The organism is Rhodococcus qingshengii JCM 15477, from assembly GCF_023221595.1.
Classification (GTDB): domain Bacteria; phylum Actinomycetota; class Actinomycetes; order Mycobacteriales; family Mycobacteriaceae; genus Rhodococcus_F; species Rhodococcus_F qingshengii.
Genome location: NZ_CP096563.1, coordinates 4,335,001 through 4,360,200, shown reverse-complemented (window position 1 = coordinate 4,360,200; position 25,200 = coordinate 4,335,001). Strand labels below are relative to the sequence as shown.

Here is a 25,200-nt window from a genome sequence, read left to right as displayed (position 1 = left end):
CATGGCAATCATGCTCGGAATGCTGGCGTTGTTCTACGCCGGAGTGCTCTTCATTCTCTATGCGACTCAGCAGAAGACGAAGCCGACGTTCGAGGAGTACTCGGTCGGCGGCCGTAGCTACGGCCCGTGGTACGTGGCCATGTGCTACGTGAACTCCTGGTGGCCGGGCGCGGTATTCATCGCTTTCTTCGGGATGGCTGCGGGTGCAGGAGTTTTCGGATTCTACGGCCTCGCCTACTCCAGTCTCGGTGTCGCGATGATGTACTTCATGGCTACAAGAGCGTGGCGATGGGGTGCCCGATACAACCTTCGATCACAGCCGGATCTTCTTGGCTTGCGGTTTAATTCACGTTCGGTGAAGATGATCGCCAGTCTCATCGGAATCGTCTCGGTCTTCCCGTGGGTGGTTCTCGGAATGCAGGCACTGGGGGAGGTATTTCAATACGCGAGTGAGGGTCGATGGTCGGTGACCACCTGCCTGCTTGTCGGGTTGGCGCTGATCCTGATCCGTCAGTACTGGACAGTGAAGATGGGCATGCGTGGGTTGATCATGACCGATGCGTTCCAAGGGATCGTCGCGTACGTGATTGCAGCACTTGTATGTCTGGTCTTGTTGTCCGGCGTCGCCGGCGGCCCGATCAGCATGAATGCGCTGGCGCAGGTCCCGATCGAATTCCTGCGGGTGCCCGGCGACGGCGACGCTTACGGTCCGTTCTACCTCTTCAGCCTGATCTTCACCGGCGTAGTCGGATCGTTGTGCTGGCCGATGAGTTTCCAACGGATCTACACCGCGTCGGGAGTCCGTGCAGTAAAAGCGGGGACTATACGTACCGTGTTGATCTCGAGTGTGTTCTACACGCTGTTGATGTTGTTGGGTATCGCCGCATCTCAGATGCCGGAGGTCATCGCAAACCCGCAGGCTGCATGGTTCACGATCATGGAGTCGTACGGGGGAACCTGGCTACTCGGTCTGGGTGTGACAATGGTGTTCGCGGCGTCGATGGGCCACATCGACGGAAGTGTCCAAGTGTGTGGTCTGCAAATTGCGAACGATCTCGTCAACTCCGACAAGCGCAAACTTTCGGATTCGGCACTTACCGTGGTCGCAAAAGTCAGCATGGTGGGGTTCATGGCATTGGCCGGAGTGGTGGCCTACGTAACGTACGACATGACTCGGTTGCAGCTCCTTGCACAAATCTCCTACCAGGGCGTAGTCCAGTTGGCCGTTCCGCTCTTCTTCGGAATCTTCTGGCGGGGTGGCAACAAGTACGGGGCAGTTTCGGGCATGCTGTCGGGTTTCGGGATTGCATTGGTGTTGACCTTCAGCTACCCGGATGACATCGCCGGACTTGGCTCACTGACCGGCGGTGTAGTCGGAATGGCCGTCAATCTCATCGTGTTCCTGGTCGTCTCCGCTTTGACCGGCATCTCGGCGGCTGAGCGAACTCGGGTGGAAGAGATGTTCGATATCGCCGCTCGTTCGGTTGTTTCGAATCATGTCTCCAAGGTGGAGGATTCCTCGGTGAGGGTAACGAATGTCTGATTTCCTCGCAGACTTCGACGCGATGTCGAGATTCGGCGCCACCGAGGGAGGTGGAGTGGAACGTCAAGCCGCAAGCGCGGCGGACGGGCAGACCAGAGACTGGTTTCGTATCTGGTTGACGGAGAATGGTTTCAATTGCCGCGTCGACGCAGTGGGCAACCTTTTCGGCTCCCTCGAGTGGATCGAAGGCGCTTCGCACATCTTGGTCGGCTCGCACCTCGACAGTCAGCCGAAGGCAGGTCGCTTCGACGGAGCCTTCGGCGTTCTTGCCGGGGCGCATGCTGCCGCCGCTGTCGCCGAACGAGTCGCCGCCGGAAGTATCACACCGTCCTTCAACCTCACGGTCGTCGACTGGTTCAACGAGGAGGGATGCAGATTCAGCCCCAGCTTGATGGGCAGTGGGGTTTTCACCGGGAAGTTCGCGGCGGGTGAGGTCCTCGACACCGTCGATTCGGACGGTCGGACGGTCCGCGGCGCACTCAGTGATATCGGCTACCTGGGTTCGGACGAGCCGCCGGAGTGCAGTGCGTACGCAGAAATCCACATTGAGCAAGGGCGAGTCCTGGAAGAGAAAGGGATCTCGATCGGCGTGGTCACCGCCAACTGGGCAGTACGCAAGTATCTCGTCCGAGTTCGCGGCGAACAGGCACACACCGGTGCGACGTTGATCGAAGACCGTAGGGATGCGCTCCTCGGCGCAGCACAGATGATCGTCGCGGTTCGTGAAGTGGCGTCGGCGTTCCCTGCGGGGGCTGTTCTCACATCGATCGGAAGATTGACCGTCCAACCGAACTCACCCGTTGTGGTGGCGTCCGACGTAGTCATGTCAGTGGATATCCGGTCAAGTGAGGAAGCGGCTCTCGACAAGGCTCATGAGCTGTTCCTGCAGGCGAAAGCTGATATCGAGGCGCTGGGCGAAGTCTCCGTCGACATCGAATCGGGTTCGCTGCGCCCCAGCACCTCCTACGATCTCGCCGGTATCGAGCTGTCCGAGTCGGTTGCCGGCGGATTGGGTCTGAGCGCCCGGAGAATGCTCACCAGAGCAGGACACGATTCGATCAATCTCAAAGACCTGGTGCCGACGGTGATGCTATTCGTGCCCAGCGTCGGCGGCATCTCGCACGCGGAGAACGAATACACCAAACCCGAAGATCTGTTGGCTGGACTGAACATGTTGACGGGTGTGCTCGAACGGCTTGTAGTAGAAGGATTGTCGTCGGAACAGGAGCAATCGTGATTGACAAGGTACTTCCGCAGAACATGTCGTCGCTCGTTGAGGGGTACCGAACCGGTGAGTTCACGCCCGTGGATTCATTGAGTGCAACTCTCGCGTTGATCGACGCTGTGAATCCGTCGATCAACGCTATGGCGATGGTCGACGTGGACGGCGCCCGATCAGCGGCCGCAAAATCGGCGGCACGATGGGCGACCGGCACCCCGTTGAGCAGTCTCGACGGAGTCCCGGTCACCATCAAGGACAGCGTCAATGCAGTCGGTATGCCGTGGCGTCACGGGAGCGCAGCGCACTCGGATGTTCCTGATGCCGAGAGTGATTCACCGCCCGCGGCGCGATTGAAGGAGGCAGGCGCCGTCATCGTGGGCAAAACGACGATGCCGGACTTCGGCATGATGGCCGCCGGCGTCAGTTCGCTGTACGGCATCGTTCGCAATCCCTGGGATCTCTCACGCAACACCGGTGGCTCCAGTGCCGGAGCAGGTGCGAGCCTTGCGGCGGGCATCGGATATGCCGCGGTGGGCACGGACATCGCCGGCTCGGTGCGATTGCCGGCTGGACACTGTGGTTTGGTCGCACTCAAACCAACGCAGGGGAGGATTCCGCACTTACCGTCTTCGATGATGCGCTCACCGGGTCCGATGGCCAGGACGGTGGACGAGGTGGTCGACATGTACCGGGCCATCGCGCGCCCTGACAGCCGTGACGCCTGGTCACTCCCAGCGCAGTCCATCGACGAATCCCGCTGGGAGACAGAGGTGAGAGGTCTGAGAATCGGCGTGATGACAGGAATGGGCTACGGATACGAAGCGGAACCCGCGGTCGTTGCCGTGGTGGATGCTGCTGCGCAGGTGCTCGCGGCGGAGGGGGCAAAGGTGACGAGGGTGACCCCGCCGTTCGAGTCCGATCCCTATGCACCACTGGATCGATTGTTTCAGGTTCGCGCCCGGGCGGAGTGGGAGTCGATACCTGAGGAACGGAGAGCGGAAGTGATTGCTGCAGTGTCCGAGTGGGCTGAACCGGCGTCGCTCGCGAGCGCTACCGACTATTCACGCGATCTGGACGCGGTGAACACGGCACAGGCACGACTCCAACGGCATCTCGAGCCGTACGACTTCGTGATCAGTCCGGTCATTCCGGTGGTGGGGTTTGACGCAGATACGGTCGGTCTCGACCCCGAACGGCCCTTGGCGCATTGCAGTTTCACAGCGTGGTTCAACCAGACCGGGCAGCCGGCGTCGACGGTGTGTTTCGGAATGGTCGACGGTTGCCCAGTCGGGGTGCAGATCGTCGGATCACGTTTTGCGGACATTGATGTTCTCGCGATGACCAAATGGCTCGAGGACAGGCGGCCTTTCGACATGACGTGGCCTGACGTCACGCTACGTGTATCCGGAGGTGTCCGATGACTGACATCAAACAGCTTGTTCAACAGGAATTGTCGGCGGGTGGGCTGTTTCTCGATACCGAAGTAAGACTGGACGCTGGATCGCCGGTCATGGCCAGCCCGAGTTGGTGGGGCGCCGACTCCGATCATTGGATCGTCGATGACGCAACGCCGAATTCGGTTGGCAGTGACCGGGTCTTCGTCAAAGTGATGCAGCAGCATTCGCTAGAGTACGTCGACGTCGGAGCGTCATTCCGCGCTGCGGTCGCAGCGGGACTAGCGGGTATCGGTCCTCGAGTCCGCCACTCGAATGCCGCAACAGGAGTGCTGGTGATGGACGATCTAGGGCAGATGGCATCGACGGCGACTCTTGATCTCTTCGATGACGTCGAGGCGATCGAACGTCTGGTGCATCTGCGACGGGCAGTCCACGCGCTGCCTCCGTTCACGCGAACATCAACGGTCTTCGAAGATCTCGATGCTGCCTTGCTCATTGCGCAGCACGCCGGTTCGTCACTGCCAGTTGACCTCGACTGGATGCTTCGGGCCTTGGATCCTGCCCGAACACGAATAGCGAGCAGTGGATTCGACGCTGTTCCGTGTCACGGCGACGGCAATGTGTCGAATGTGCTGGTCGTGGAAGAAGGCGCATCGTTGAGATTGGTCGATTGGGATTGCGCGGCGATGATGGATCCGCTGCAGGATCTCGGCGTATTACTCGCGGAGTTGGCTCCTTCCGATCTCGAGGCGCGCCCTGTCTTCGAAATGTACTGGGGAGAATGGGATTCAAGCCTGTTCGATCGTAGCCGCATATACGGGATTGCGGATTCGTTGAAGTGGGGTCTCATCGGCTCCTTTGTCGATGTGATTCGACCGGGAACATTGGAGTACTCGAAGTTCGCAGACTGGCAATTCCTACGTGCTCGAATCGGTTTGCGCGATCAGCATTTCGACGACCGAGTCCGAAACCTGTGAGGCAAGGATGACCATGACCGAGAACACTCAGCAACCTGACCTGACGCACTGCATGGCCGACGAGCGTGTGTGTGGTACTGCTCGAACGGATTTCGAGAGAGGCGTCGAAGAGGCCTTGGCTTCGATCGCAGACTGGCGCGGACGAGAGATCCGATACGCGCCGGTGCACGGTGGCCTGCAGAACAGTAATTGGCGAATCACTGTCGAGGGCATCGACCGCCGGTACTTCTTGAAGATTCCCGGTGCCGGGAGCGAGTCGTTTGTCGATCGCGTTGCGGCGAACGAGGCCGCGATGCTGGCGGGTTCGCTGGGAATAGCTCCGGAGATGATCCTGTTCGATCATCGGACGGGAATCGAGGTGATCGAGTACATGGAAGGGTATCGCGGCTGCACAAACGGAGATCTCAAGCGTCCGGAGATCGCGTTGCAGATCGTCGACCTGTATCGGACACTGCACTCGGCCCCGCTGATGTCCCTGACGAAGACGATTTTCGACATGATCGACGAGCATCTCGATCAAGCGCGCGAACACGGCGTGATGCTTCCTGGGGACTTCGCCCTGATCGAGCGTGAGTATTACACCGCAAAGTCTGCCTTGTTGGCTTCCGGTCTGGATCTGGTTCCGTGCCATAACGATCCGATGCCGGGAAACTTCCTGTATTCGGAAGGGCATCCGCTCAAACTTGTCGACTACGAATTCGCAGCCAACAACGACAGAGCGTATGAGCTGGCGATTTTCGTCACCGAAATGTTCTTCGACGAGCGCCGGACGTTGGAACTGATAGACGCCTTTTACGGAAGCAGCGAGTGGTCCGTCGTGTCGCGTGTTCACTTGTTCGGGGCGTTGGCAGATGTCAAATGGGGCCTGTGGGGATGCATCAACAATCGACTCAATTCGGGTTGGGATTTCGACTATCACAAGTACGGAGTGTGGAAACTGATGCGTGCTCGCGCGAAGATGTCCGATCCGAGATGGGCCTTGTGGCTCGACTCGGTGTGAACGGCGCGGTTGGCCAGCCTATTTCGTATACCCACTTCGGAGGAATTGATGACGGCTCACTTTCGCGATGCGAGAACATCACGTGTCTCGCCACTCGACGCAAACGGTTACGTGCCCGAAAACGCTGCAGGACTCGACGCGCGGACACGAGATCTCATCAGGCGTAGAGCAGATGTTCTCGGCCCGGCATCGCCGTTGATGTATCGAAATCCGGTGGAAATCGTTCGAGCACAGGGACTTCGGCTCTACGATCGTGACGGTACGTCGTACCTCGACATGTACAACAATGTCGCGAGCGTGGGACACTCGCACCCCAAGGTCGTCGACGCCGTTCGTAGACAGATCGCTGAATTGAACACTCACACAAGATATCTGAACGAGGAAATTGTCCGGTACGCCGAAGATCTGGTGTCCACGTTTCCGAGTCAGCTCTCCACTGTGATGTTCACCTGTACGGGATCGGAGGCAAACGATCTTGCCCTGCGCATCGCGAGGGAAGCCACCGGGAATACCGGTGTCATCGTCACCGAAAATGCTTATCACGGAGGCACGATCAACATTGCCGCGTGCTCACCGTCGATGGGTTCCGCTGATTCGGGCGATGAACCATGGGTCCGTGTCGTGCCTTTGCCTGATCCTCGTGTCGTAGCGGACATCGACCGAGAATCCTGGTTCGCTGACCGTGTCAGAGAGTGCATCGACGGACTGAACCGCGACGGCATCGGTGTAGCCGCACTACTAGTCGACACGATATTTGCTTCCGACGGAGTATTGACCGACTCGTTCCTCACAACGGCTGTCGATCAGGTGCACCAAGCGGGTGGTCTGTTCATCGCGGACGAGGTGCAGCCGGGCTTCGGTCGGCTGGGGTCCGGTATGTGGGGGTTCGCGAGGCATGGGGTCGTCGCAGATATCGCCACCCTCGGAAAACCGATGGCCGGTGGCGTACCTCTCGCCGGGGTGGTGCTTGGTGACAATTTGGTCGAGCTGACGGCGGGCGAGCTTCGGTACTTCAACACGTTCGGTGGGAATGCCGTGTCGATTGCTGCGGCGCAGGCGGTGCTCGACGTGATTCGGGGAGAAGAGCTGATCGAGAATGCAGCAGTGATGGGGGCTCGTTTGACCGATGGGTTGCGGACGTCTGCACACCGCGACCCGCGCGTGGGTGCGATCCGTGGAGCTGGGTTGTTCGTTGGGGTAGACGTGGTCGATGCGGATTCGGGCGAGCCAGATCCGTCCGGTGCGCTCGACATTGTCAACGGATTGCGTGCACACGGTGTGTTGATCTCGGCGACAGGCAGACACGGCAATGTTCTGAAGATTCGGCCACCGCTCCCGATTTCGGCCTCGGATGTCGACGAGTTCCTCACGCGGTTCGAGATGGTGTTGGTGGCGTAACGGAGGGTCGACGCGCGTTCGGGCAGATTCTGGAACAGTGGTAACCGGCGACCACAAGGAGGCGTGAGATGGCAGACGGAACTGATGACGTCTTTGTCGTGGCGTCGGTGACCGAACGGCGAACGCTCATCTCCACCCGAGTGAGGGAGTGGTGTGCGGCGGGGACAGTCGAGTCGAACCGGCCGGAGTTGTCCGATGATGTCGCGCTGCTGATTGCCGGGGGGTATGGGGACGAGTCGACGCGATCGATCCTGGCGAACCGGCGCAGTGTCGGACGTTCGTTCCCGGAGATCGGCGGCTTCTCGGAGTTGCGGTATCTCACCGACGAGCTGGCCCGCACCAGACGTCGACTGCTCGCGACTCGCATCGGCCCTGTTCAGGTTGTCCTCGAACGACGGGTGCAGGCGCTCGAGAAGCGCGTTCAGTCGATGCGATCGGCGATCGTGCATTCCAATCGTCACTTCGCGAGCAGTGTCCGTGCCATCCGCAAGGACCGGCGCGACGGCCTGCATCTCGACGTCGAGCAACGCGAGGCTCTCTTTGCCGGGCTCACCCGTACACCGGTTCCAGCCAAGCTGCCGGTGGGGCTCGGTGTCGTGGCCAGCAGTGGAAACGCAGCACTCGACAAACTCGCCGCCCAGTTCGGGAAGGTCCAGGGAACCGGTGTCATCGCCGATGCCGGAAGGCGCATCGCGGAAGTCCTCGACGGACTGGTCGATTCAGAACCCGAGGGACGCGCCGGTGAGTACGACGCCTTGCTTTACCTCGCCGGGAATCTGTTCGACCGGATCGAAAGCTCCAGCGCGTGGCATTCCGACCACTTCGTCATTCAACGCAACCAACTCGACCTGGCCGACGAGATCACCCAGATCGCGGTCGACACCGTCGCGCTGCGTTCGATTCTTGCGGAGTTGGACGACGCGGCTGCACTGGCACGCGACGAGGGAACCCGAGCCGGAATCGCTTCGCGCAGGGAAGCGCTCGGCGCGGTCTGGGACCAGCTGGTCGAGCGCGTGGCGGCCCTCGCGCGGATCGGTGACCTGGTCGCACGGGCCGAGGATCAGTTGAGTTCGCAGCGCGCGGTTGCGCATGCAGCGAGCCTCGACAGCCGGATCGACGACCTACTCGCGCGCTCCGGCTCACGTGAACTTTCGGCTGCAAACACGCACTACGTCGGGGATCAATTCGACGGTGTGGAAGAGCTGATGTTCGCTCACCGGGCGGCGCTTTACGGGGACATTGCACTGCTGACCTCTGGGAACGAGCGTCGGGCGCCGTAGTCAGGCCGTCGCCGGAGCTGTAAGGTCGGGGGTACTGACCGGCCACACGATCGAAGTAAAGGCCGGGATTTCGCTCAATGCTCGACCCCGATGCCGATCCGGTGATGCGGGCGTACCCGCTCGAGACAGGTCGATCATGGAAGACACCGCAAGCCGCGGCATCAATGCGTTCATTTCCGAAGCTACGCAGCGTGGGGGCAAGGCTGTCCGTCTCACGCACTCACGTCGTAATCCCGTCGAGGTGACGGGCGCTGACGGTGTCAGCCGAATCGTCCGCGTGCGTTCCAAGCTCGACGGTGACTGGCAGGCCAGGCGTCAGGACGAGTCGCTCGAGAGTGACGACACCCGCTCCGAGTTCTGGGTGTTCGTCGATCTGGCAGCAGATCCGCACGAGTTCTACATGTTGCCCTCCAACGAGGTCGCCGACGACATCCGTGCCGAGGTCGACCTGTGGATCATGGACAGCCCCGGACGTAATCGCACCGGCCATCACGCGATTCCGCGTGGGCGCGTCGTGCACGGTCACGATCGTTGGGATGCGCTGGGCTTGGCCGCGGTCAAGGATCCGAGCATTTACGTCGAGACCCCGGTTGCGACCAAGCGTAAGACGTCGCCAGTCGCCGCGAAGAAGCGTCGCGCCAGCGGTGTCGAGGAGATCGAAGTCGTCGACAATCGCCTCGAGATGACAGCCGATTGCCACGGATATCGCTGGGTCGGGCGCTTCGACGAAACCACCGAGGTCGTCGAGATCATGCGCGGACCGATGGAAGGCCGCCGATTCCCTGATCCGACCGCGGCCGCAAATGCCGTCACCGGTCACATCTCAGGCGACACCGAGAGCCATGACGGTTGGTCGTTCTGGACGATCAACAACACGGCCCTCGGCGCTCATCTCAAAACTGCCTGATCTCAGGCTCCGACTGCCGCCGACACCCGTTCGAGAGTGTCCAGTTCGTTCGACGAGAGCACCAGATTCGGGGCGTCCAGTAGCGCCGGGAGCTGCTCGGGCCGGCTGACGCTCGCGATCGGTGCGGTGATGCCCGGTCGAGTCAGCAGCCAGGCCAGCGCGACGGTCGAGATCTCGCTGTCGTGTGCCTGCGCGATTGTCGCCAGTTCCGCGACGACGTCGAGTCCGGCGTCGCTGAAGTATCCGGCGGTCAGTCGTTCGCGGGAGCTGCCTTCGATATCCGCGCGGGTCTTGTATTTTCCGGTCAGGAAGCCGGAAGCGAGAGCGAAGTACGGGAAGACGCTGATGTTGTTGTCGGTGGCGATCTGGGCAAGTTCGGGTTCGTACGACTTGCGGTGAACCAGGTTGTAGTGCGGTTGCAGGGCGATCGGCGCGGCGTAACCGTTCTCTTCGGTGATTCGCAGCCACTCCCGGACGCGATCGGGGCTGTAGTTGGAGATTCCGAGATAGCGAACCTTGCCCGCGACGACCAACGCATTGAAGGCTTCGAGAGTTTCCTCGAGCGGAGTCTGCGGGTCGTCGAAATGCGCGTAGTACAGATCGATGCAGTCCGTCTGCAGGCGCTGCAGCGACGCCTCTGCTGCGGCCGCGATGTTGTCGGCCTTCAGGCCCTTGAAATCGGGATGGCTACCGACCTTGGTGGCGACGACGATGTCGTTCTGCAGTCCCCGATCGGTGATCCATTTCCCGATGATCGTTTCGGATTCCCCACCGGAATTGCCGGGAGCCGACGCCGTGTACGAGTCGGAGGTGTCGATGAAATTTGCACCGGCTTCGGCGAACGAGTCGAGGATCTCGAAGGACGTCTTCTCGCCCGCGGTCCATCCGAAAGGGTTGCCGCCCAAGCTGATTCGGAAGATGTCGAGGTCCGAATTTCCGATGATCGCCACTGTGTGGAACTCCCGTCGATGAAGGTGGTCGCTGCATCCCGCACCGTACCCTCTCACGGCGCTGGCGATGGCGCGCCCTCGCCAGGTTCGCCGAAAAATGTATCGGATCGTGATTGCCGCCGTCGGTGTTGGGTATGGCCTCAAATACTGAATTCTTCGATGGACTGCTGATAGGAGCGTCCGATGATGATTGTGGACGAAGCCACCCGCGTCGTTCGTGGTGTGGCAGACGCAACGACGACGGTGGCCGGAGCCGTCGGTGGTGGAGTGATCGGTGGAGTGACGGGCGGGATACGCGGATCGGCGGAGGGTGTCCGAGACGGAATTCGTGCGGGTAGTTCCTCGACGCCGACGGCGGTTCTCACGATGGCGGCCGTGGGTGCGGCGGGATTGGTGGAATGGCCGGTGCTCTTGGCAGTCGGCGGCACGGCCCTGGTACTCCACGAATGGGATCGCAAGAGCGGTCGGCCGGATCGCGAGGTCAAGGCGGTTGGCCGCACGAGCAAGCCGGAACAGGTAAAGAAGGAATCGAGCGGAAACTCCCACAAGGCGGCCGGCCGGTCACAGGATCGAACTCACAGTTCTTCGCACACTCGATCCTCTCACTGATGTTCTCAGCGATGGCCCGGCGTGCGGTGTCGGTGGCAACTTTGCCGCCGCGCCTGGCGTTGTCGGGACTCGCGTTGGTGGGCGGTTCGACGATTCCGCGAACCGCTGTCAGTGACGTGGCGTTGCGGACCGGCACCCTCGCGTTGGCGGGTGTGGGGATGATTCCTGCAGCAGCGGGATCGATATTCGGTGCCCCGCGAATCCCAGGTTCCGCCTATGTCTCGGCGGCCGCGTCGGCGATCAATTATCAACCCCGGGTGCGTCGGCGAATCGAACAGCGCCTTGGCCGTTCGCTCACCGACTTCGCATTGGAGTCGGCGACGTCGTTCGCGGATGTTCTGACCTATGCGCCTGCGTCATTGGGCGTGGATTTCGGGCTGCGGACGATGCTGCTGCGCGAAACTCTGGCGGCGCGAAACTCTCGGCGGGTGTGGTCATTCGAACCTGGCGGTCGCGGTGCTTCCACGAGGCCTGACCCGAGTGGTCCGGGGGAGCGTTATGCCGACAGGATCGCTGGGGTTCAGCTGGCGGCCGGGGCTGCACTGGCTACCGTGTCCGCCGGCGGTGACACCGTCGCGACGAGTATCAAGGTTTCGGCGCCGCGGCCGCTTCGGATGTCGCGCGAATCATTCGCTGCTGGTGTGTCATACGGTCTGTGTCGGACGCACCACACCGCCGTTTCGGACTCTGCGGCTCTACGCATGCTCGATCGTATTGACACCGTCCTCGTCGATCCGAGCGTCCTCTTCGACGACTCGCTCCGGGTTTCCGACATACGAGAGGTGGCCGAGTCGGATCGCGTCGCAGTGTGGGAACAAGCCAGGAAAGCTCTGAACGACGGAACTGTCGGAGTGGGAAGGCACCGCATCGGCGGCGCCGAAGTGGTCGTGCGACCCGTGCGAAAAGGTCTGGCGGAAAAACTGATAGGCGAAATACGTGCGGCCGGGGTCGCAGCCGTCACGATCGACGACGACGGGCTCGGATCACTGCGAAGTGGATTCGACGAGCTCTATCCGGCGCAATCGACTGCCGAAGCCGGCCTGCGCGAGGCTCTCTCGGCGTTGGTGGCCGAGGGTCGGACAGTTGCGATCGTGTCGAGTAGGGCGATAGCGGGGCAGGCAGTGCTACGCATCGGGATTTCACCACCGAGTGGCGAGCACGTGAGTGCCGACATCCACACCGACTTGGCCGGGGCGTGGCGGGTTGTCCATGCGCTCCCGGCTGCTCGAACAGCGACGAGGCGCGGTGTCGAACTCTCCTCAGGCTCTTCGGCATTGGGTGCCTTGATCATGCTTCCGGGAGTTCGAGGGGCTGGGCCGGGGCCGATCACAGCTGGTTCGGCCGCGGGACTGTGGACCGGATACACCTTGTCCCGATCTGTGATTCAAGCGCCCGTCCCTGTCGGTACTCCGAGCGATACCTGGCATGAGATGGACGGTGATGCTGTCGTTCGCGAACTATCCGAATCCATCCGACATACACCGCACCGTGCGGAAGCTCGTGTGCGAGCGCCCGCACGGTTCAGGTTGATCCGTGACGGATTGTCGGCGTTGCGAACAGAATTGGCGGATCCACTGACGCCTGTGTTGGCGACCGGCTCCGCTGCCAGTGCAGTCCTCGGTTCACCGGTAGACGCCGTCCTGGTCGGCTCGGTCTTGGTCGGCAATGCCGCGATGTCCGCTGTTCAACGGCTTCATTCGGAGCGGGCGGTGCAGCGGCTCTTGCGGACTCAGGAACCGGTAGCTCGGCGAGTAACCAACGACGGCACGGTCGAGACAGCGGCCGACGCGCTCGAACTCGGTGACGTCGTGGCAATCGAGTCCGGGGACATCGTGCCCGCAGATTGTCGCCTGTTGAGCGTCGAATCACTGGAAGTCGACGAGTCGTCGTTGACGGGAGAGTCCCTGCCCGTCGACAAGCAGACCGACCCGACCCCTGGGATGCCACTGGCCGAGCGACGGTGCATGGCCTACGCAGGGACAACAGTGCTTGCCGGATCCGGTCGTGGCGTGGTCACGGCCATCGGAGCCCGAACGGTGACCAGGCGTGCCGATGTCGGTGTGTCCCGATCCGGACCTGCTGTGGGCCTGACCAACAGACTTCGCGAACTCACGAGGGCGACCCTGCCGGCCAGTATCGGCGGTGGGGCGTTGGTGACAGTCGCGGGTCTGCTTCGTGGTACCGGTCTGCGCCGCGCCGTCACCGGAGGTGTGGCCGTGGCTGTGGCTGCCGTGCCGGAGGGGCTGCCTCTGGTTGCCACTCTGGCTCAGCAGGCCGCAGCGCGAAGGCTCACTGCAGCAGGAGTGTTGGTTCGTGCGCCACGATCGATAGAAGCGCTCGGTCGTGTCGACGTGGTCTGCTTCGACAAGACCGGAACCCTCAGCGAGAACAAGCTACGGGTGGCCGCGGTCGAACGCGTCGACGGCTGGGACGAAAGCGAGATTCTGGAAGTTGCGGCGCGCAGTGCCTTGGGAAGTCGCGACGATCGCGTGTTTCATTCGACGGATGCCGCCGTCGTCGATGCAGCCCAGCAAGCTCTGGACGATGCTTCGGTTTTCGGTGACGTCGAGGCGAACAACCTCGTTCCGTTCAGGTCGGGGCGGCCGTACTCGGCAGCTTTGCTCGGCAGGCGGATCGCACTCAAAGGTTCGCCGGAATTCGTGACCGAAGCAGGACGAGATCCGAATGCTGTGTCGGCGAAGCACGTTCAAAGCATGGCCGGACGCGGACTGCGGGTGGTTGCCGTCGCCCAGCGCGAGTTGTCGGAACACGACGCGCGACGCGCAGGCGAAGACTCGCAATTTCTCGAACAGTGTTGCTCCGAGGGGTTGGAAGCGGTCGGCCTTCTCGGACTCTCGGACACGCTCAGACCCGAAGCAACGCAACTTGTTCGAGAACTTCGAGGCGACGGACGGCAAGTGCGCGTGCTGACCGGGGATCATCCGACAACAGCGGCCGCGGTCGCCACCGAACTGGGGTTGGACGTCGCACGCGAGGATGTTGTCACCGGTCCTGACTGGGAGAACTTCTCTCGCGCCGAAAGACGGGATGCGGTCCGCGGCAGCAGCGTCTTTGCGCGCGTGACACCCGAGCAGAAGGTCGAGATCGTGCAAGCGTTGGAGACCGACGGGCGGGTGTGCGCCATGGTCGGTGACGGCGCGAACGATGCTGCGGCGATCCGAGTTTCCAGCGTGGGAATCGGGGTGGCGTCGACCGACAGTGATCCGGCGCGCGGCGCCGCAGACATCGTGCTCCTCGACGGCCGTGTCGGCGGACTGACCGACGCATTGGACGAGGGCAGTCAATTGTGGCGGCGGGTCAGATCAGCGGTAGGGGTTTTGCTCGGAGGCAACGCGGGTGAAGTCGCATTCGCGCTGATCGGTTCTGCGTTGTCCGGCGAATCACCGCTCAACGCAAGGCAGTTGCTACTGGTCAATCTGATGACGGACGCCTTGCCCGCTGCCGCGCTTGCGGTGAGCACCCCGTCCGAGAACGGATCCGAGAAGTCCGAACAGATGGACGCTCATGCGTTGTGGCAGACGATCGCTGTCCGCGGCGGTGCCACGGCAATCGGTGCGCTGGCAGCGTGGCTTCTGGCCCGGGCGAGCGGTAGGAGGCGGCGAGCGTCGACGGTGGCGTTGGTTGCCCTGGTGGGCACCCAACTGGGGCAGACGCTGCTCGAATCACGCAGTCCGCTGGTGGTCGCAACCGTTGCCGGATCCGCTGCGGCGCTGGCGACGCTCGTCAGCACACCCGTGGTGAGCCAATTTCTCGGTTGCACGCCGCTCGGTCCCATCGCCTGGGGCCAAGCGGTGGGCTGCGCGTCGGCGGCGACGCTGCTCGCGGCGCTGGCTCCGCGGGTGTTGGAGCGGATTGCCGCAACTGAGGAGAACGCGAACGGTCAATCGACGATTCGCAAGATCCCGACGCGAACGAGCACTGCGTACACCTCCCGAACCGGGGGAGTCAGCGCCCGCGACAGCGTGGAAATCAGCGACGTGGAAATCAAAGAAGCGGAAACCGGTGAATCGGACACGCTTGTGAGCGTCGCTGCTGGAAGTGACACGTCGCCGAACTCCCGGGCGACCCGAGATGAATCCTGAGGAATCGTGACATGTCCCAGAACACCGTCGACCACACGAACCCCGTCGATCACCGCGCGGTAGTGGAATCCGTCCGTTCGGCACGGAGCTTCGAGTTGGAGCTACCGATCGTCGGTGCCATCCCTGTTCCGAGACCCGAGCAGATCGCCTACTTTGCGGTGATGGGACTGATGGTCGCCTTCGAGATCATCGAGTGGCCCGTGGCAGTCACCATTGCAGCGGGGCATCTGCTCGCAACAGAGCAGCACAATCACGTCCTCGAAGAGATCGGAGAGGCGCTCGAGGGCGTCTGACGCAGGCGCTGCCTGGACACAAATCGAGCGGCCCCGCATTTCGCGGGACCGCTCGACGTGCGGAGAAACTTACTGCGCGAGTGCGCGCTTCATGCCGCGTTCGACTGCTGCGATGATCTGCGGACGCAGTTCTGCGGCAGGGACGATCTCATCCACCGAGCCGACCTCTCGGGCCCGCTGGATGTTGTGGATCGCTTCGAATTCGGATGCCACTTCGCCGAGCTTGTCGGAGCGGACGGCGATGCGCTGAGCGTTCAGTTCTACGCGCAGATGTGCTTTCTCCGTGTCATCCTTGGCCGCTGCCAAGTCTGCCTCCAGTTGCTGCACCTTCGGGTCGTTGTTGGTGCGGGTGTTCACCTCACGGGTGAAGACCACTGCGGCGGCGGGGGCGCCGCCGAGTACCGACGCGAACGAGCCTTCGACAGCAAGAACTTCCATGTTGTCGTTGAGCGCACCGGAGAACACGACGAACGCGCCGCCGTGGTAGCGGGAGACGACGCAGAACACGATCGGTCCGTCGAAGTTGACGATGGCGCGGCCGATCTCGGCGCCGTACTCGAGCTGGATGTTGCGCAGCGACTCCGGGGAACCGTCGAAGCCGGACAGGTTGGCCAGCACCACGATCGGACGGTTGCCGCTCGCAGCATTGATCGCGCGAGCAGTCTTCTTCGACGAGTTCGGGAACAGCGTTCCCGACGTCCACGTGTCGGGACCGTCGGCGGGGAAGTGCCCCTTACGTGGGATCGCGCGGGATTCGATGCCCACCACTGTGACCGGATGTCCGGCGAGGTGCGCGTCCAGAACGACCGAGGTGTCGGCGCCGGCCATGTCGGCCCAACGCTCGAGAACAGAGTGGTCCTGGTCGACCACCGAACGCATCACGGTGCGAATGTCGAAGGGCTTCTTGCGATCCGGGTTCTTCGCCGAGGAGAAGATGTCGCCGACCGTCTCGAAGTCGCTCGACGGGTGGGTGTGCGGGAAACTACGCACGTCGCGATCGACGGGGTCCGTCGTCGCTGCGCGGCGCGGGAACCGTTCGCCGGGAGCGAGGTACGAGTGTGCGTAGTGACGGAACAGGATCTCGCACGCCGCAGTGAGGTCGGGGGCCCAGTACTGCGCCTGGCCGTTGGGGCCCATGACGCGGTCGTAACCACCGATACCGAAGTTGTCCTCGGCCGACACACCACCGGAGTAGTCGAGAGACTGCTTGCCGGTCAGCACCATCGCGCTGTCCGGGGTCATCACCAGAATGCCCTTGGTGTGCATCAACATGGTGGCTTCGGCGTTCCAGTAGGGCTGAGCGCCGACGTTGATGCCCGTGACGACGATGTTGATCTCGCCGCCGTTCTGGGTGAAGGTGATGATCCGGCGCAGGCCGCGGGAGACCCAGTCCATGTTCTCGGTGCCGCTCTCCATCGAGATGGTGGCACCGGAGGACAGTGCGAACCACTCGACCGGAGCGTTCAACTTCTCGGCCAGGTCGATGGCAGCGACGACGCGTGAGCATTCGGCCTCGGCGACGGTACCGAGCGCCTTGGTGGGGTCACCGAATAGCGCGACACGGGTCATTCCCTCGGGATAGCGCGGCGTCGGCGTGTTCACGAGGCCGACGACGATGCCGGCCTTGTTGAGACCGTACGGACGCTCGACAGGTGACAGGACGCCCGCTTCGTCGAAGTCGTGCTCGACGAAGGTGCCCTTGGTGCCGGTCAGGAGTGGAATCAGCTCGTACGGGTACACCGTTCCGCGTGCCCGCGAACTCTGGACCTTCTGGGCGTACGCGTCGAGGGGGAGCAGCGGTTCGGTGGGAGGTGTGGTCTTGTTGATGACCACACCGGCACCCGCGCGGTAGGAGAATCGCAGCGCAACTTCCTTGGGCGCGCCGCCCTTTCGGTCCTTCAGCCGAGTGATGAGCGTGATCTCTTCGAGCCCGGCGCCGACGGTCAGTCGGGCTGCGTTCTGAGCGATCACCGAGAAGCGCTCGCTGGGAACGTCGGCGACCGGCCACACGTAGAGCACGACGCGGTTGGCTGCGAGTCGACGCTTGTCGCCGCGCTGGGACTGCGCACGACGGATACCGTCGAGGCAGGCAGCGAGCGTGCGCTCGATGGCCGGGAGTGCAACCATCTGACCTTCGTCGTCGAGTTGCGGTGTCACGTCGCGGATTTCGGCCAGAGCGATCAGGCGCTCGTCCTTCGGATTCTCCTTGGCCGAGAGGTGGAACAGGTAGGTGTTCTCCGGAGCCGGGAGGCGCTTTCCGTTGAAGTTCTTCAGGCGCCACATGTCCAGACGCTGACCCGTGAGCGGATGCATGTCGCGGATGATGTGGTCCTCGACCAGTTCGCCGTCGACGGGGCGGAAGGTGACCCACCGGACCGGATCCCCGTTCGGGTTGCAGATGATCACCGTCGCGCGGCGAGACCGTGTGATCGTCTCGTTGCGCGAGAGTTCGGTGCGCAGCGTCTCGACGAGCGCGTCGCCGTCGGCGGGCTGATCAGGCCAATCGAGGTAGATGTCGACTACCAGCCCGCGACCGGATGGAGCATCCTGCGCGATCGTGGCGACATCGTCGAGAGCCGTACCGAGAGCGTCGAATTCGGCCACCGTCGAGACCAGATGCAGCCCGTCGCCCTTGAGGTCGAAGTTACCGGTTACGAAACGGCGGTCGACGTGCTCGAAAACGCGGACGTCTTCGAAGGAGTGAATCTTGTAGTAGCGACGCGTGATGACCTCGAGCAGAGGGCCGCCATCGCGGTTGCCGAGGCCGATCTTTCGACCCAACAGGTCCAGGAGCGGTTCGGGAGTGGCGACGAGATTGGCGATTCGCTCGTCGAAATCTGCAGCGTCCGGCTGCTCTTCGAGGTAGGCGAGGTTGCCGCGTACTCCGTCGTAGACGTCTTCGCGAACTTTGCGGATGCGCGGCTCGTCGAAGAACCGGAAGCGAAGGTTGCGGGCGACGTCGCCGATGACGGGGTAGCGGACCTGCGTCGCGACGATGAGTCGATCGAGAACCTCGTTGAGCTCCTGCGCCGAGCAACCGGGAGCCTTGTCGCCGACGAGCCAGCCTTCGAGAAGTGCTGCAATGACCGGGATCTGGGCTTCCATGCGCTGCAGAGCCAGGAAGAGTCGGTACACCGCTTCCTCGACGGCCTGGCGATCTTCCAGATCGGTGACGTCGTAGTGGCGAAGTGCCCGTTCGAGTCTCGTGCGGAACGACGCCGGCAAACCTTCGCGCTCGGAGTCGAGTGAGTGCAGGAAGGTGTGGAAGTGCTCGCGGGGGCTGTGGACGGACTCGTCCTTCGCGGACTCGCCCGAGGTGGGCTTGTTGCGCGAGAGTTCGCAGATGTCGGCGAAGGTGGTCAGCACAGCCAGTTCTGCCTGGACCAGTTCGCGGTCCTCGGATTCGAGTGCGCTGCGAAGTGCGTCGTATTCGGCCAGAACAGCGTTTGCGTGCTTGCCGCTGACGTCGTAGCCACTGATCATCGCGGTCAGTGCTTCCAGCTGTGCCAATGCATCTGCGCGGGTATCGGACCCGGAAGTTGCTGCGGGAAGATCGAATTGGACTCGCGGAGCCTTCTCCGTGACAGCTTCCTCACTGACCTGGTCGACGCGCAGGAGCGGTGCGCCGGCATCGACCTGGGAGTTGACGGTAGCGAGAACCTCACGCACTTTGCCCGCATACGGAGCGCGAACCGCGGTCTCCATCTTCATGGATTCGAGCACGACCAGAGTGGATCCGGCTTCGACGTCGTCGCCGACCGCGACCGGTACTGCTACCACTACGGCGGGAGCCGGCGCGCGGACTACGCCGGCGTCGTCCTGGCTGATCTGGTGGCTGATGCCGTCGACCTCGACGAGATAGCGAGCCGGGCTCACGACGGAAACGACGTGGAAGCGGCGATCACCGATCACCAGCCGTGACTCGAAGTCACCGAGACGATCGACGTCGACCTCGATGTCGCCGGCGTCTCCGTCGACGCGGTAGCGGTGCGGGCCGATACGCCCGACGGTCAGTTTGTATGCCTGACCTTGGTAGTTGAGCTCGACGGTACGGCCGATCGCGTGGTTGGCGCGGGGACGGCCGCCGCGTGCCGAGGCGAGGAAGGCCGCACGCTCGAGGGACTCCTCGGCGTCGTAAGCATCGATGGCGGTGGCGATCAGTGCGACGTCCGCGCGACGAGTGGTGCCGGTCAGGGCGCCTGTGCGGTCGAGCCAGCCGGTATCCGCGGATGCCGAGATGACCTCGTCGCGATCGAGTAGATCGAGGAGGAACGACTTGGTGGTAGTGCCGCCGTCGAGTACGACAGTGGTTTCACGAAGGGCGGTACGCAGGCGCGCAAGTGCCTCGGAGCGGTTGCGGCCCCAGGCGATGACCTTCGCGACCATCGAGTCGTAGTCGGGCGGAATGACGTCCCCGGCAGCGATACCGGTGTCGACCCGGATGCCGGAGCCGAGCGGAAACTTGAGGAGTTGAACGGTGCCGGGTGCCGGCGCGAAATCGTTGTCCGCGTCCTCGGCATTGAGGCGGGCTTCGACGGCGTGGCCGAATGCGGGCGGGCAGTCACCGACCAATTCGTCACCACTGGCGACCAGAATCTGCAGTTTGACGAGATCGATTCCGGTGGTGACCTCGGTGATCGGGTGCTCGACCTGCAGACGGGTGTTGACCTCGAGGAACGTGAAGAGCTTGTTCTCGGGCTGGTAGAGGTATTCGACCGTGCCTGCGCCCTGGTATCCGGCTGCCTTGACCAGTTCGGCGGACACCTTCTTGAGGTGGTCAGACTGTTCTTCGGTCAGGACGGGGGAAGAGGATTCTTCGATGACCTTCTGGTTGCGACGCTGAATCGAGCAGTCGCGAACGCCCGGAGCCCAGACATTGCCGTGGTTGTCGGCGATGACCTGTACCTCGACGTGGCGTGCATCGGTGACAAGGCGTTCGAGGAAGACGACGGGGTCGCCGAAGGACCGCTCTGCTTCGCCCTGCGTGCGCTCGAGTGCAACTTCGAGTTCGTCTTCGGCCCAGACCTTGCGGATACCGCGTCCGCCGCCGCCGCTTCGGGCCTTGATGATCAGGGGATATCCGATGGACTGAGCATGACGACGAGCGTCGGCGCGCGTTTCGACCGGTCCGCCGCTCCACGGGGCGACCGGTACGCCGACCTTCTCGGCCAGGATCTTGGCGGCAACCTTGTCGCCGAGCAGGCGCATCGCGTCGGCGCTCGGGCCGATGAACGTGATGCCCAGTTTCGCGACGATCTCCGCGAAGGCGGGATCCTCGGCCACGAAGCCCCAGCCGACCCAGACTGCGTCGGCCTTGGCTGCGAGCAGTGCTCGCTCGAGTTCGGCGTAGTCGAGGTACGGGCTACCGGTGCCGGTGCTGCGCAGGGTCACGCCCTCATCGGCCTGGCGGACGAACATGGCGCGGCGCTCGGCCTCGGTGTGCAGTGCAATGACCCGAATGCCGTAGTCGTGTTCGGCGTTCAGTTCGCGTACAGCCCTGATCAGCCGGACAGCGGCCTCACCTCGATTGACCACTGCGATTCGTTTGAACATTGTCACTGCCACCGTCCTTGATGAGATTCTTCGTCACGTACGTTGCGATATGAGCCGACCGTGTCCCACGTACCCGGATTCCCCGGTTCGTGAACTACGCCGCGATGCGCTGTGTTTCCCCCGGTTGCGCGTCGGCAAGTGATTGCCCTTCCGGTTCGTCGAGTCCCCTGCGCTGAAGCACTGTGTGCACCGAAGCGCTGTGTGCGCTGAGACACTGTGTGCCTTGTGTGCCACCCTGCAGGCGTGGACTCAGAACCGCTCCAATCACGAATCAGCAACATATTGTGTCTGCTTCCAGGGAATCCCTGGTTTATCTAAGAATGCAGTATGTCGACGCTCATGTCACCTGGGCGAATTGAAGAATATTAGTCAACGTGAACCACGGTTACACATATGGCGTTAAATCATTGCGGTGCAATGGAATTCGGACTTGTGACACGGATCACGATGGTAATGAGATCGGCAAGAAAGTGAATACTCACTGGTAACAAAATCGCATATTCGGAGAATTCTCTGGGTTGCTCGATTATTACTGATCGGTACTACTCGCGAGTATTTTTTATGTCCGGTCGGACCGTATTCGAGAAATCGCGTTCGATGGTTGCGATGTGCTTTGCGATCGCGTCGAGTCCTGAGGGAGGGAGGTGCAATCCGTTGCCGAGAGCAAGTGAAGTCCGCTTGAAGTGCTCCACGAGTGGTTCGTATTTCGTGACCAGTCTCAGCCTGTCGGTCTCGCTCAGGTACTTCACGCTTCCCGCGTTGTCGACGAAGTCGCTGAACTTCACGAGGAACACTGCGGGATCCGCTATCGCGCGGATGACGTGATCCTGATATCCGGCGGTGGTGTTGTCGCATGGGTAGTCGATTGGATTGGTCACTGCCTCAACAAGTTCGGAGATTCTGTGGCCGAAGCGCGAGGCGATGAGTGTTGACGCACGTTCCTGCGCTTCGGATGCGGACATGTCGTCTGCAGTCTGGCCACCGAGGAGCGCGATGACGGCGTGTGGTCGGTCCTCGACCGTGTCGTGAAGTGCGGTTGCGCTCAGGATCTCGACATCGGAGCACCCGTACCGAAGCAGCCGCAATACATTTCGTAGGGGATGAACGATGTAGGGATCCTCGTCGGACTTGATCCCGTTCTTTCTGAACTGATCGAGGTGCGCAAGGGTAGCGACCTCCATGGCGAGCCGTAGGGTTTCACCCGGGATCGCCAGCTCGTCGACGGCGCTCTCGATGGCGAAGACCAGCGTTGCAGCGTCCATCTCCTTCAGGGGCAACTGGTCGAATGCGGACCTGATCGGGTCGGAGTTGCTCATGCCAAATAGCCTTCCGGTTGGTGAGGCGTCGCGACGAATGTCCTGGTGCAGATCTGCAATCGAGCCCTGATTGACGCCGGAAATACAGGTCGAGGTCAGAATCATCTTGATTCTATCCGGCGACTACGACAGCAAGTGTTCCTAGCGTTGTCATAGAGGTGGGCGGGGAGGTTCGTTCGCCTCCATCACAGGCAAATAGGGCAGGAAGAGGTTCGATGACCACGGAGGCGACCCTGGCGTCGTTTGTCGAGACAGTTGACACGGATGTCGACACCCATCCGCTGGACGATCCTGTGCGACAAGGACTTCGCGGACATCATGCGCAATTCGCTCGCTGGGCAGGGAGAGTTGCGCGATACGACCCGACGGTCGCGCCGTTTGTCGGTCATCCGCCCGAGTTGGACGCCGAGGACTGGGAGAACCTACTCACACTCGTAGGTCCTGGCGGCACAGTAGGTTTGCGAGGATTTGATCACCGCCCGCCGGAAGGGTGGCGCGTTGTGGATCAGTTCGGCTCGGTGCAGATGGACGGATCCGCACTCGAAGTCTCCGTTGATCCGTCGGTCGAACTTCTCGGAACGGGCGACGTTCCCGAAATTCTGGCATTGATCGAGCGCACCAAGCCAGGACCGTTTCTTCCTCGTACCGTCGAGATGGGCAGTTACTACGGCATTCGCGTCGACGGAAGACTTGTTGCCATGGCGGGGGAGCGGTTGCACCCTCCGGGATGGACGGAAATCAGTGCGGTGTGCACTGACAGCGACTTTCGGGGTCGAGGCCTGGGTACGACGCTGATCCGTGCCGTCGCTGCCGGGATTCGCGAGCGCGGCGAGCTGCCATTTCTCCATGCAGTGCAATCGAATACGAATGCGATCAGACTCTACGAATCGCTGGGGTTCGTTCTCCGGAAGAGATCCAGGTTGACTGCGGTGCAGGCGCCTGCCTGATCGAATTCTCGCCGACGCCTGTGTTTCGGGCGCTCGGCCACTAGTCTGAACAAATGACAGTCGATCAGGCGTTGGACAGTGATTTCCTCACTCTTGCCGATCCGTACCGCCGCGAGTTGCTGGCGCACTGCTATCGCATGATGGGGTCGATTCACGACGCCGAAGACCAGGTCCAGGAGACGTTCATCCGGGCTTGGCGCGGGTTCGACGGTTACAAGGGCCAGTCATCTCTCAGGACCTGGCTCTACCGCATCGCGACGAATACCTGCCTGACCGCGCTGGAGGGGAGATCGAGGCGTCCCCTCCCGACCGGCCTCGGCGCACCTAGTTCGGACCCGGCCGACGATTTGATCGAGCGCAACGAGATTGCCTGGTTGGAACCGATTGCCGATTCTGCGTTGGGCGACGTCAATGATCCGGCCGTCATGGTCGTCAATCGCGATTCGGTCAGGCTCGCCCTTGTCGCCGCTTTGCAGCACTTGTCCGCGCGCCAACGTGCGGTTCTGGTTCTACGTGACGTTCTCCAGTGGAAGGCGTCGGAAGTTGCGGAGGCGCTGGACACCACAACCACTGCGGTAAACAGCCTGCTGCAGCGGGCTCGCGCGCAGATCAATCACATCGGACCCACCGAGGACGATCTCGTGGAACCGACTACCGAGGCTGCCCGGAAGTTGCTTCGCGACTACGTGCACAGCTTCGAGAGCTACGACGTCGAGGCCATCGTCGAACTGTTCACGCGCGAAGCCATCTGGGAGATGCCTCCGTTCGAGGGTTGGTACCAGGGCCCCGAGGCAATCGGGCAACTCATCGGAACCAAATGCCCGGCCGACGGACCAGGAGCGATGCGCCTACTTCCGACCGCTGCGAACGGTCAGCCGGCGTTCGGCCTCTACATGCGCGAGCCCGATGGTGTTCACCGCGCTTTCCAGTTGCACGTTCTCGATGTCACCGAGTCCGGGATCTCGCACGTGACGTGTTTCTTCGATCTGAGTCTGTTCGCACGGTTCGGATTGCCTGCCGAGCTGTAGGGGCCCTGCCGAGTTGTAGGGGCAAGGAGTTGCGCGAGCCCTCCGGTATGGAGGGACCCGCGCGACTGCTCGTTACTGCTGTTGCTGTGCGTTACTGCTGGGGAACAGTCGCAGCCGGGTCCATCCACATGACCTCCCAGACGTGATTGTCGAGGTCGCGGAATGCGCGTCCGTACATGAAGCCGTGATCCTGGGGCTCCATCCACTTGCTGCCGCCGGCAGCAATCGCCGCGTCGACGAAGGTGTCGACTTCCTCCCTGCTGTCGGCCGACACACACATCAGTGCTTCACGAGCTTTCGACGTGTCGCAGATGTCGTCGGCGATGAAGTCCCCGAAACGCGGTTCGTTCAGGAACATGACGGTGGCGGAATCGCTGACGATCATCGAGACAGTGTTCTCGTCACTGAACATGTCGTTGAACTCGAAGCCGAGGCCACTGAAGAATGCACGGGTAGCGACGACGTCCTTGACCGGCATGTTGACGAAGAGAAGACGAGACATTGGGTGCTCCTTGAACTCGGTTGACTGATTACTGAACGCTTCGGTTCCTGTTGGTTCCTGCTCATACAGACCGCAGTGGGCGCAGAAAGTCATCGCGAGAAGCAAAAATTCGAGAAAAGTATCGCCTGTTAACCGGCGCCAGTGCTCTGACCTGGCGATTTGGTGTTGTGTTGAT

17 protein-coding genes are annotated in these 25,200 nt (G+C 62.1%); 13 read left to right on the top strand and 4 right to left on the bottom strand.

Features of this window, described 5'->3' with window-relative positions:
* Position 1: 1 nt before the first annotated feature.
* From M0639_RS19750 to M0639_RS19715, 8 genes are all read left to right on the top strand, one after another.
* The gene (locus M0639_RS19750; protein WP_064075507.1) at positions 2-1,543 is read left to right on the top strand and encodes a sodium:solute symporter family protein; all 1,542 of its coding nucleotides are present in this window, start codon (positions 2-4) and stop codon (positions 1,541-1,543) included.
* Positions 1,536-2,780, top strand: a complete 1,245-nt coding sequence (locus M0639_RS19745) for a M20 family metallo-hydrolase (RefSeq protein WP_042450326.1) — start codon at positions 1,536-1,538, stop codon at positions 2,778-2,780. The genes M0639_RS19750 and M0639_RS19745 overlap by 8 nt, the downstream gene beginning before the upstream one ends.
* A complete protein-coding gene (locus tag M0639_RS19740; protein WP_156525095.1) occupies positions 2,777-4,186 on the top strand; it encodes an amidase in 1,410 nt (469 codons plus the stop codon). The genes M0639_RS19745 and M0639_RS19740 overlap by 4 nt, the downstream gene beginning before the upstream one ends.
* On the top strand, positions 4,183-5,139 hold the full coding sequence (locus M0639_RS19735) for a phosphotransferase (protein WP_064075508.1): 957 nt from the start codon (positions 4,183-4,185) through the stop codon (positions 5,137-5,139). The genes M0639_RS19740 and M0639_RS19735 overlap by 4 nt, the downstream gene beginning before the upstream one ends.
* A 13-nt stretch (positions 5,140-5,152) precedes the next feature.
* Entirely contained in the window at positions 5,153-6,139 is a 987-nt protein-coding gene (locus M0639_RS19730) for a choline/ethanolamine kinase family protein (protein ID WP_231915236.1), read from the top strand.
* Positions 6,140-6,187: 48 nt separating this feature from the next.
* Positions 6,188-7,537 (top strand): aspartate aminotransferase family protein, encoded by a 1,350-nt coding sequence (locus M0639_RS19725; RefSeq protein WP_054781664.1) that lies wholly within the window; start codon positions 6,188-6,190, stop codon positions 7,535-7,537.
* A gap of 68 nt (positions 7,538-7,605) precedes the next feature.
* Positions 7,606-8,817, top strand: coding sequence for a hypothetical protein (locus M0639_RS19720; RefSeq protein ID WP_054781663.1), 1,212 nt, complete (start codon positions 7,606-7,608; stop codon positions 8,815-8,817).
* A 136-nt stretch (positions 8,818-8,953) separates the two neighbouring features.
* Complete coding sequence (locus M0639_RS19715; RefSeq protein ID WP_003945109.1) at positions 8,954-9,724, top strand: hypothetical protein; 771 nt, start codon at positions 8,954-8,956, stop codon at positions 9,722-9,724.
* A 2-nt stretch (positions 9,725-9,726) separates the two neighbouring features.
* Here M0639_RS19715 and M0639_RS19710 read toward each other — a convergent pair whose 3' ends face one another.
* Positions 9,727-10,674: an aldo/keto reductase gene (locus M0639_RS19710; RefSeq protein WP_064075509.1), complete on the bottom strand. Its 948-nt coding sequence runs from the start codon at positions 10,672-10,674 to the stop codon at positions 9,727-9,729.
* A 183-nt stretch (positions 10,675-10,857) separates the two neighbouring features.
* On the opposite strand from M0639_RS19710, the gene M0639_RS19705 reads away from it, so the two are divergent.
* Genes M0639_RS19705 through M0639_RS19695 form a run of 3 tightly spaced genes read left to right on the top strand, consistent with a single transcriptional unit; the run spans position 10,858 to position 15,679 of the window.
* A complete protein-coding gene (locus M0639_RS19705) occupies positions 10,858-11,283 on the top strand; it encodes a hypothetical protein (RefSeq protein ID WP_064075510.1) in 426 nt (141 codons plus the stop codon).
* On the top strand, positions 11,283-15,386 hold the full coding sequence (locus M0639_RS19700) for a cation-translocating P-type ATPase (RefSeq protein ID WP_064075511.1): 4,104 nt from the start codon (positions 11,283-11,285) through the stop codon (positions 15,384-15,386). The genes M0639_RS19705 and M0639_RS19700 overlap by 1 nt, the downstream gene beginning before the upstream one ends.
* Before the next feature lie 11 nt (positions 15,387-15,397).
* On the top strand, positions 15,398-15,679 hold the full coding sequence (locus M0639_RS19695; RefSeq protein ID WP_030536904.1) for a hypothetical protein: 282 nt from the start codon (positions 15,398-15,400) through the stop codon (positions 15,677-15,679).
* Positions 15,680-15,748: 69 nt separating this feature from the next.
* On the opposite strand, the gene M0639_RS19690 is transcribed toward M0639_RS19695, so the two are convergent.
* Positions 15,749-21,232 carry an ATP-binding protein gene (locus M0639_RS19690; protein WP_058228425.1) on the bottom strand — a complete coding sequence of 1,828 codons (5,484 nt, stop codon included), beginning with the start codon at positions 21,230-21,232 and terminating at the stop codon, positions 15,749-15,751.
* 542 nt (positions 21,233-21,774) lie between these two features.
* Positions 21,775-22,548, bottom strand: coding sequence for a hypothetical protein (locus M0639_RS19685; RefSeq protein ID WP_231915235.1), 774 nt, complete (start codon positions 22,546-22,548; stop codon positions 21,775-21,777).
* 215 nt (positions 22,549-22,763) lie between these two features.
* Between M0639_RS19685 and M0639_RS19680 the strand changes: the two genes are divergently transcribed.
* Together M0639_RS19680 and M0639_RS19675 are read left to right on the top strand one after the other, a co-directional pair.
* Entirely contained in the window at positions 22,764-23,495 is a 732-nt protein-coding gene (locus M0639_RS19680; RefSeq protein ID WP_003945124.1) for a GNAT family N-acetyltransferase, read from the top strand.
* 53 nt (positions 23,496-23,548) lie between these two features.
* Positions 23,549-24,523 carry a sigma-70 family RNA polymerase sigma factor gene (locus M0639_RS19675; protein ID WP_003945115.1) on the top strand — a complete coding sequence of 325 codons (975 nt, stop codon included), beginning with the start codon at positions 23,549-23,551 and terminating at the stop codon, positions 24,521-24,523.
* Positions 24,524-24,614: 91 nt separating this feature from the next.
* On the opposite strand, the gene M0639_RS19670 is transcribed toward M0639_RS19675, so the two are convergent.
* Entirely contained in the window at positions 24,615-25,025 is a 411-nt protein-coding gene (locus M0639_RS19670) for a VOC family protein (protein WP_042923411.1), read from the bottom strand.
* Positions 25,026-25,200: the final 175 nt, after the last annotated feature.

Bases quoted from the DNA above. Each gene is read 5' to 3' on its own strand.
- M0639_RS19690 (WP_058228425.1), bottom strand. From the start codon at position 21,232: ATGTTCAAACGAATCGCAGTGGTCAATCGAGGTGAGGCCGCTGTCCGG.
- M0639_RS19680 (WP_003945124.1), top strand. From the start codon at position 22,764: ATGACCACGGAGGCGACCCTGGCGTCGTTTGTCGAGACAGTTGACACG.
- M0639_RS19675 (WP_003945115.1), top strand. From the start codon at position 23,549: ATGACAGTCGATCAGGCGTTGGACAGTGATTTCCTCACTCTTGCCGAT.
- M0639_RS19685 (WP_231915235.1), bottom strand. From the start codon at position 22,548: ATGAGCAACTCCGACCCGATCAGGTCCGCATTCGACCAGTTGCCCCTG.
- M0639_RS19705 (WP_064075510.1), top strand. From the start codon at position 10,858: ATGATGATTGTGGACGAAGCCACCCGCGTCGTTCGTGGTGTGGCAGAC.
- M0639_RS19720 (WP_054781663.1), top strand. From the start codon at position 7,606: ATGGCAGACGGAACTGATGACGTCTTTGTCGTGGCGTCGGTGACCGAA.
- M0639_RS19745 (WP_042450326.1), top strand. From the start codon at position 1,536: ATGTCTGATTTCCTCGCAGACTTCGACGCGATGTCGAGATTCGGCGCC.
- M0639_RS19715 (WP_003945109.1), top strand. From the start codon at position 8,954: ATGGAAGACACCGCAAGCCGCGGCATCAATGCGTTCATTTCCGAAGCT.
- M0639_RS19725 (WP_054781664.1), top strand. From the start codon at position 6,188: ATGACGGCTCACTTTCGCGATGCGAGAACATCACGTGTCTCGCCACTC.
- M0639_RS19700 (WP_064075511.1), top strand. From the start codon at position 11,283: ATGTTCTCAGCGATGGCCCGGCGTGCGGTGTCGGTGGCAACTTTGCCG.
- M0639_RS19670 (WP_042923411.1), bottom strand. From the start codon at position 25,025: ATGTCTCGTCTTCTCTTCGTCAACATGCCGGTCAAGGACGTCGTCGCT.
- M0639_RS19730 (WP_231915236.1), top strand. From the start codon at position 5,153: ATGACCGAGAACACTCAGCAACCTGACCTGACGCACTGCATGGCCGAC.
- M0639_RS19750 (WP_064075507.1), top strand. From the start codon at position 2: ATGGCAATCATGCTCGGAATGCTGGCGTTGTTCTACGCCGGAGTGCTC.
- M0639_RS19695 (WP_030536904.1), top strand. From the start codon at position 15,398: ATGTCCCAGAACACCGTCGACCACACGAACCCCGTCGATCACCGCGCG.
- M0639_RS19735 (WP_064075508.1), top strand. From the start codon at position 4,183: ATGACTGACATCAAACAGCTTGTTCAACAGGAATTGTCGGCGGGTGGG.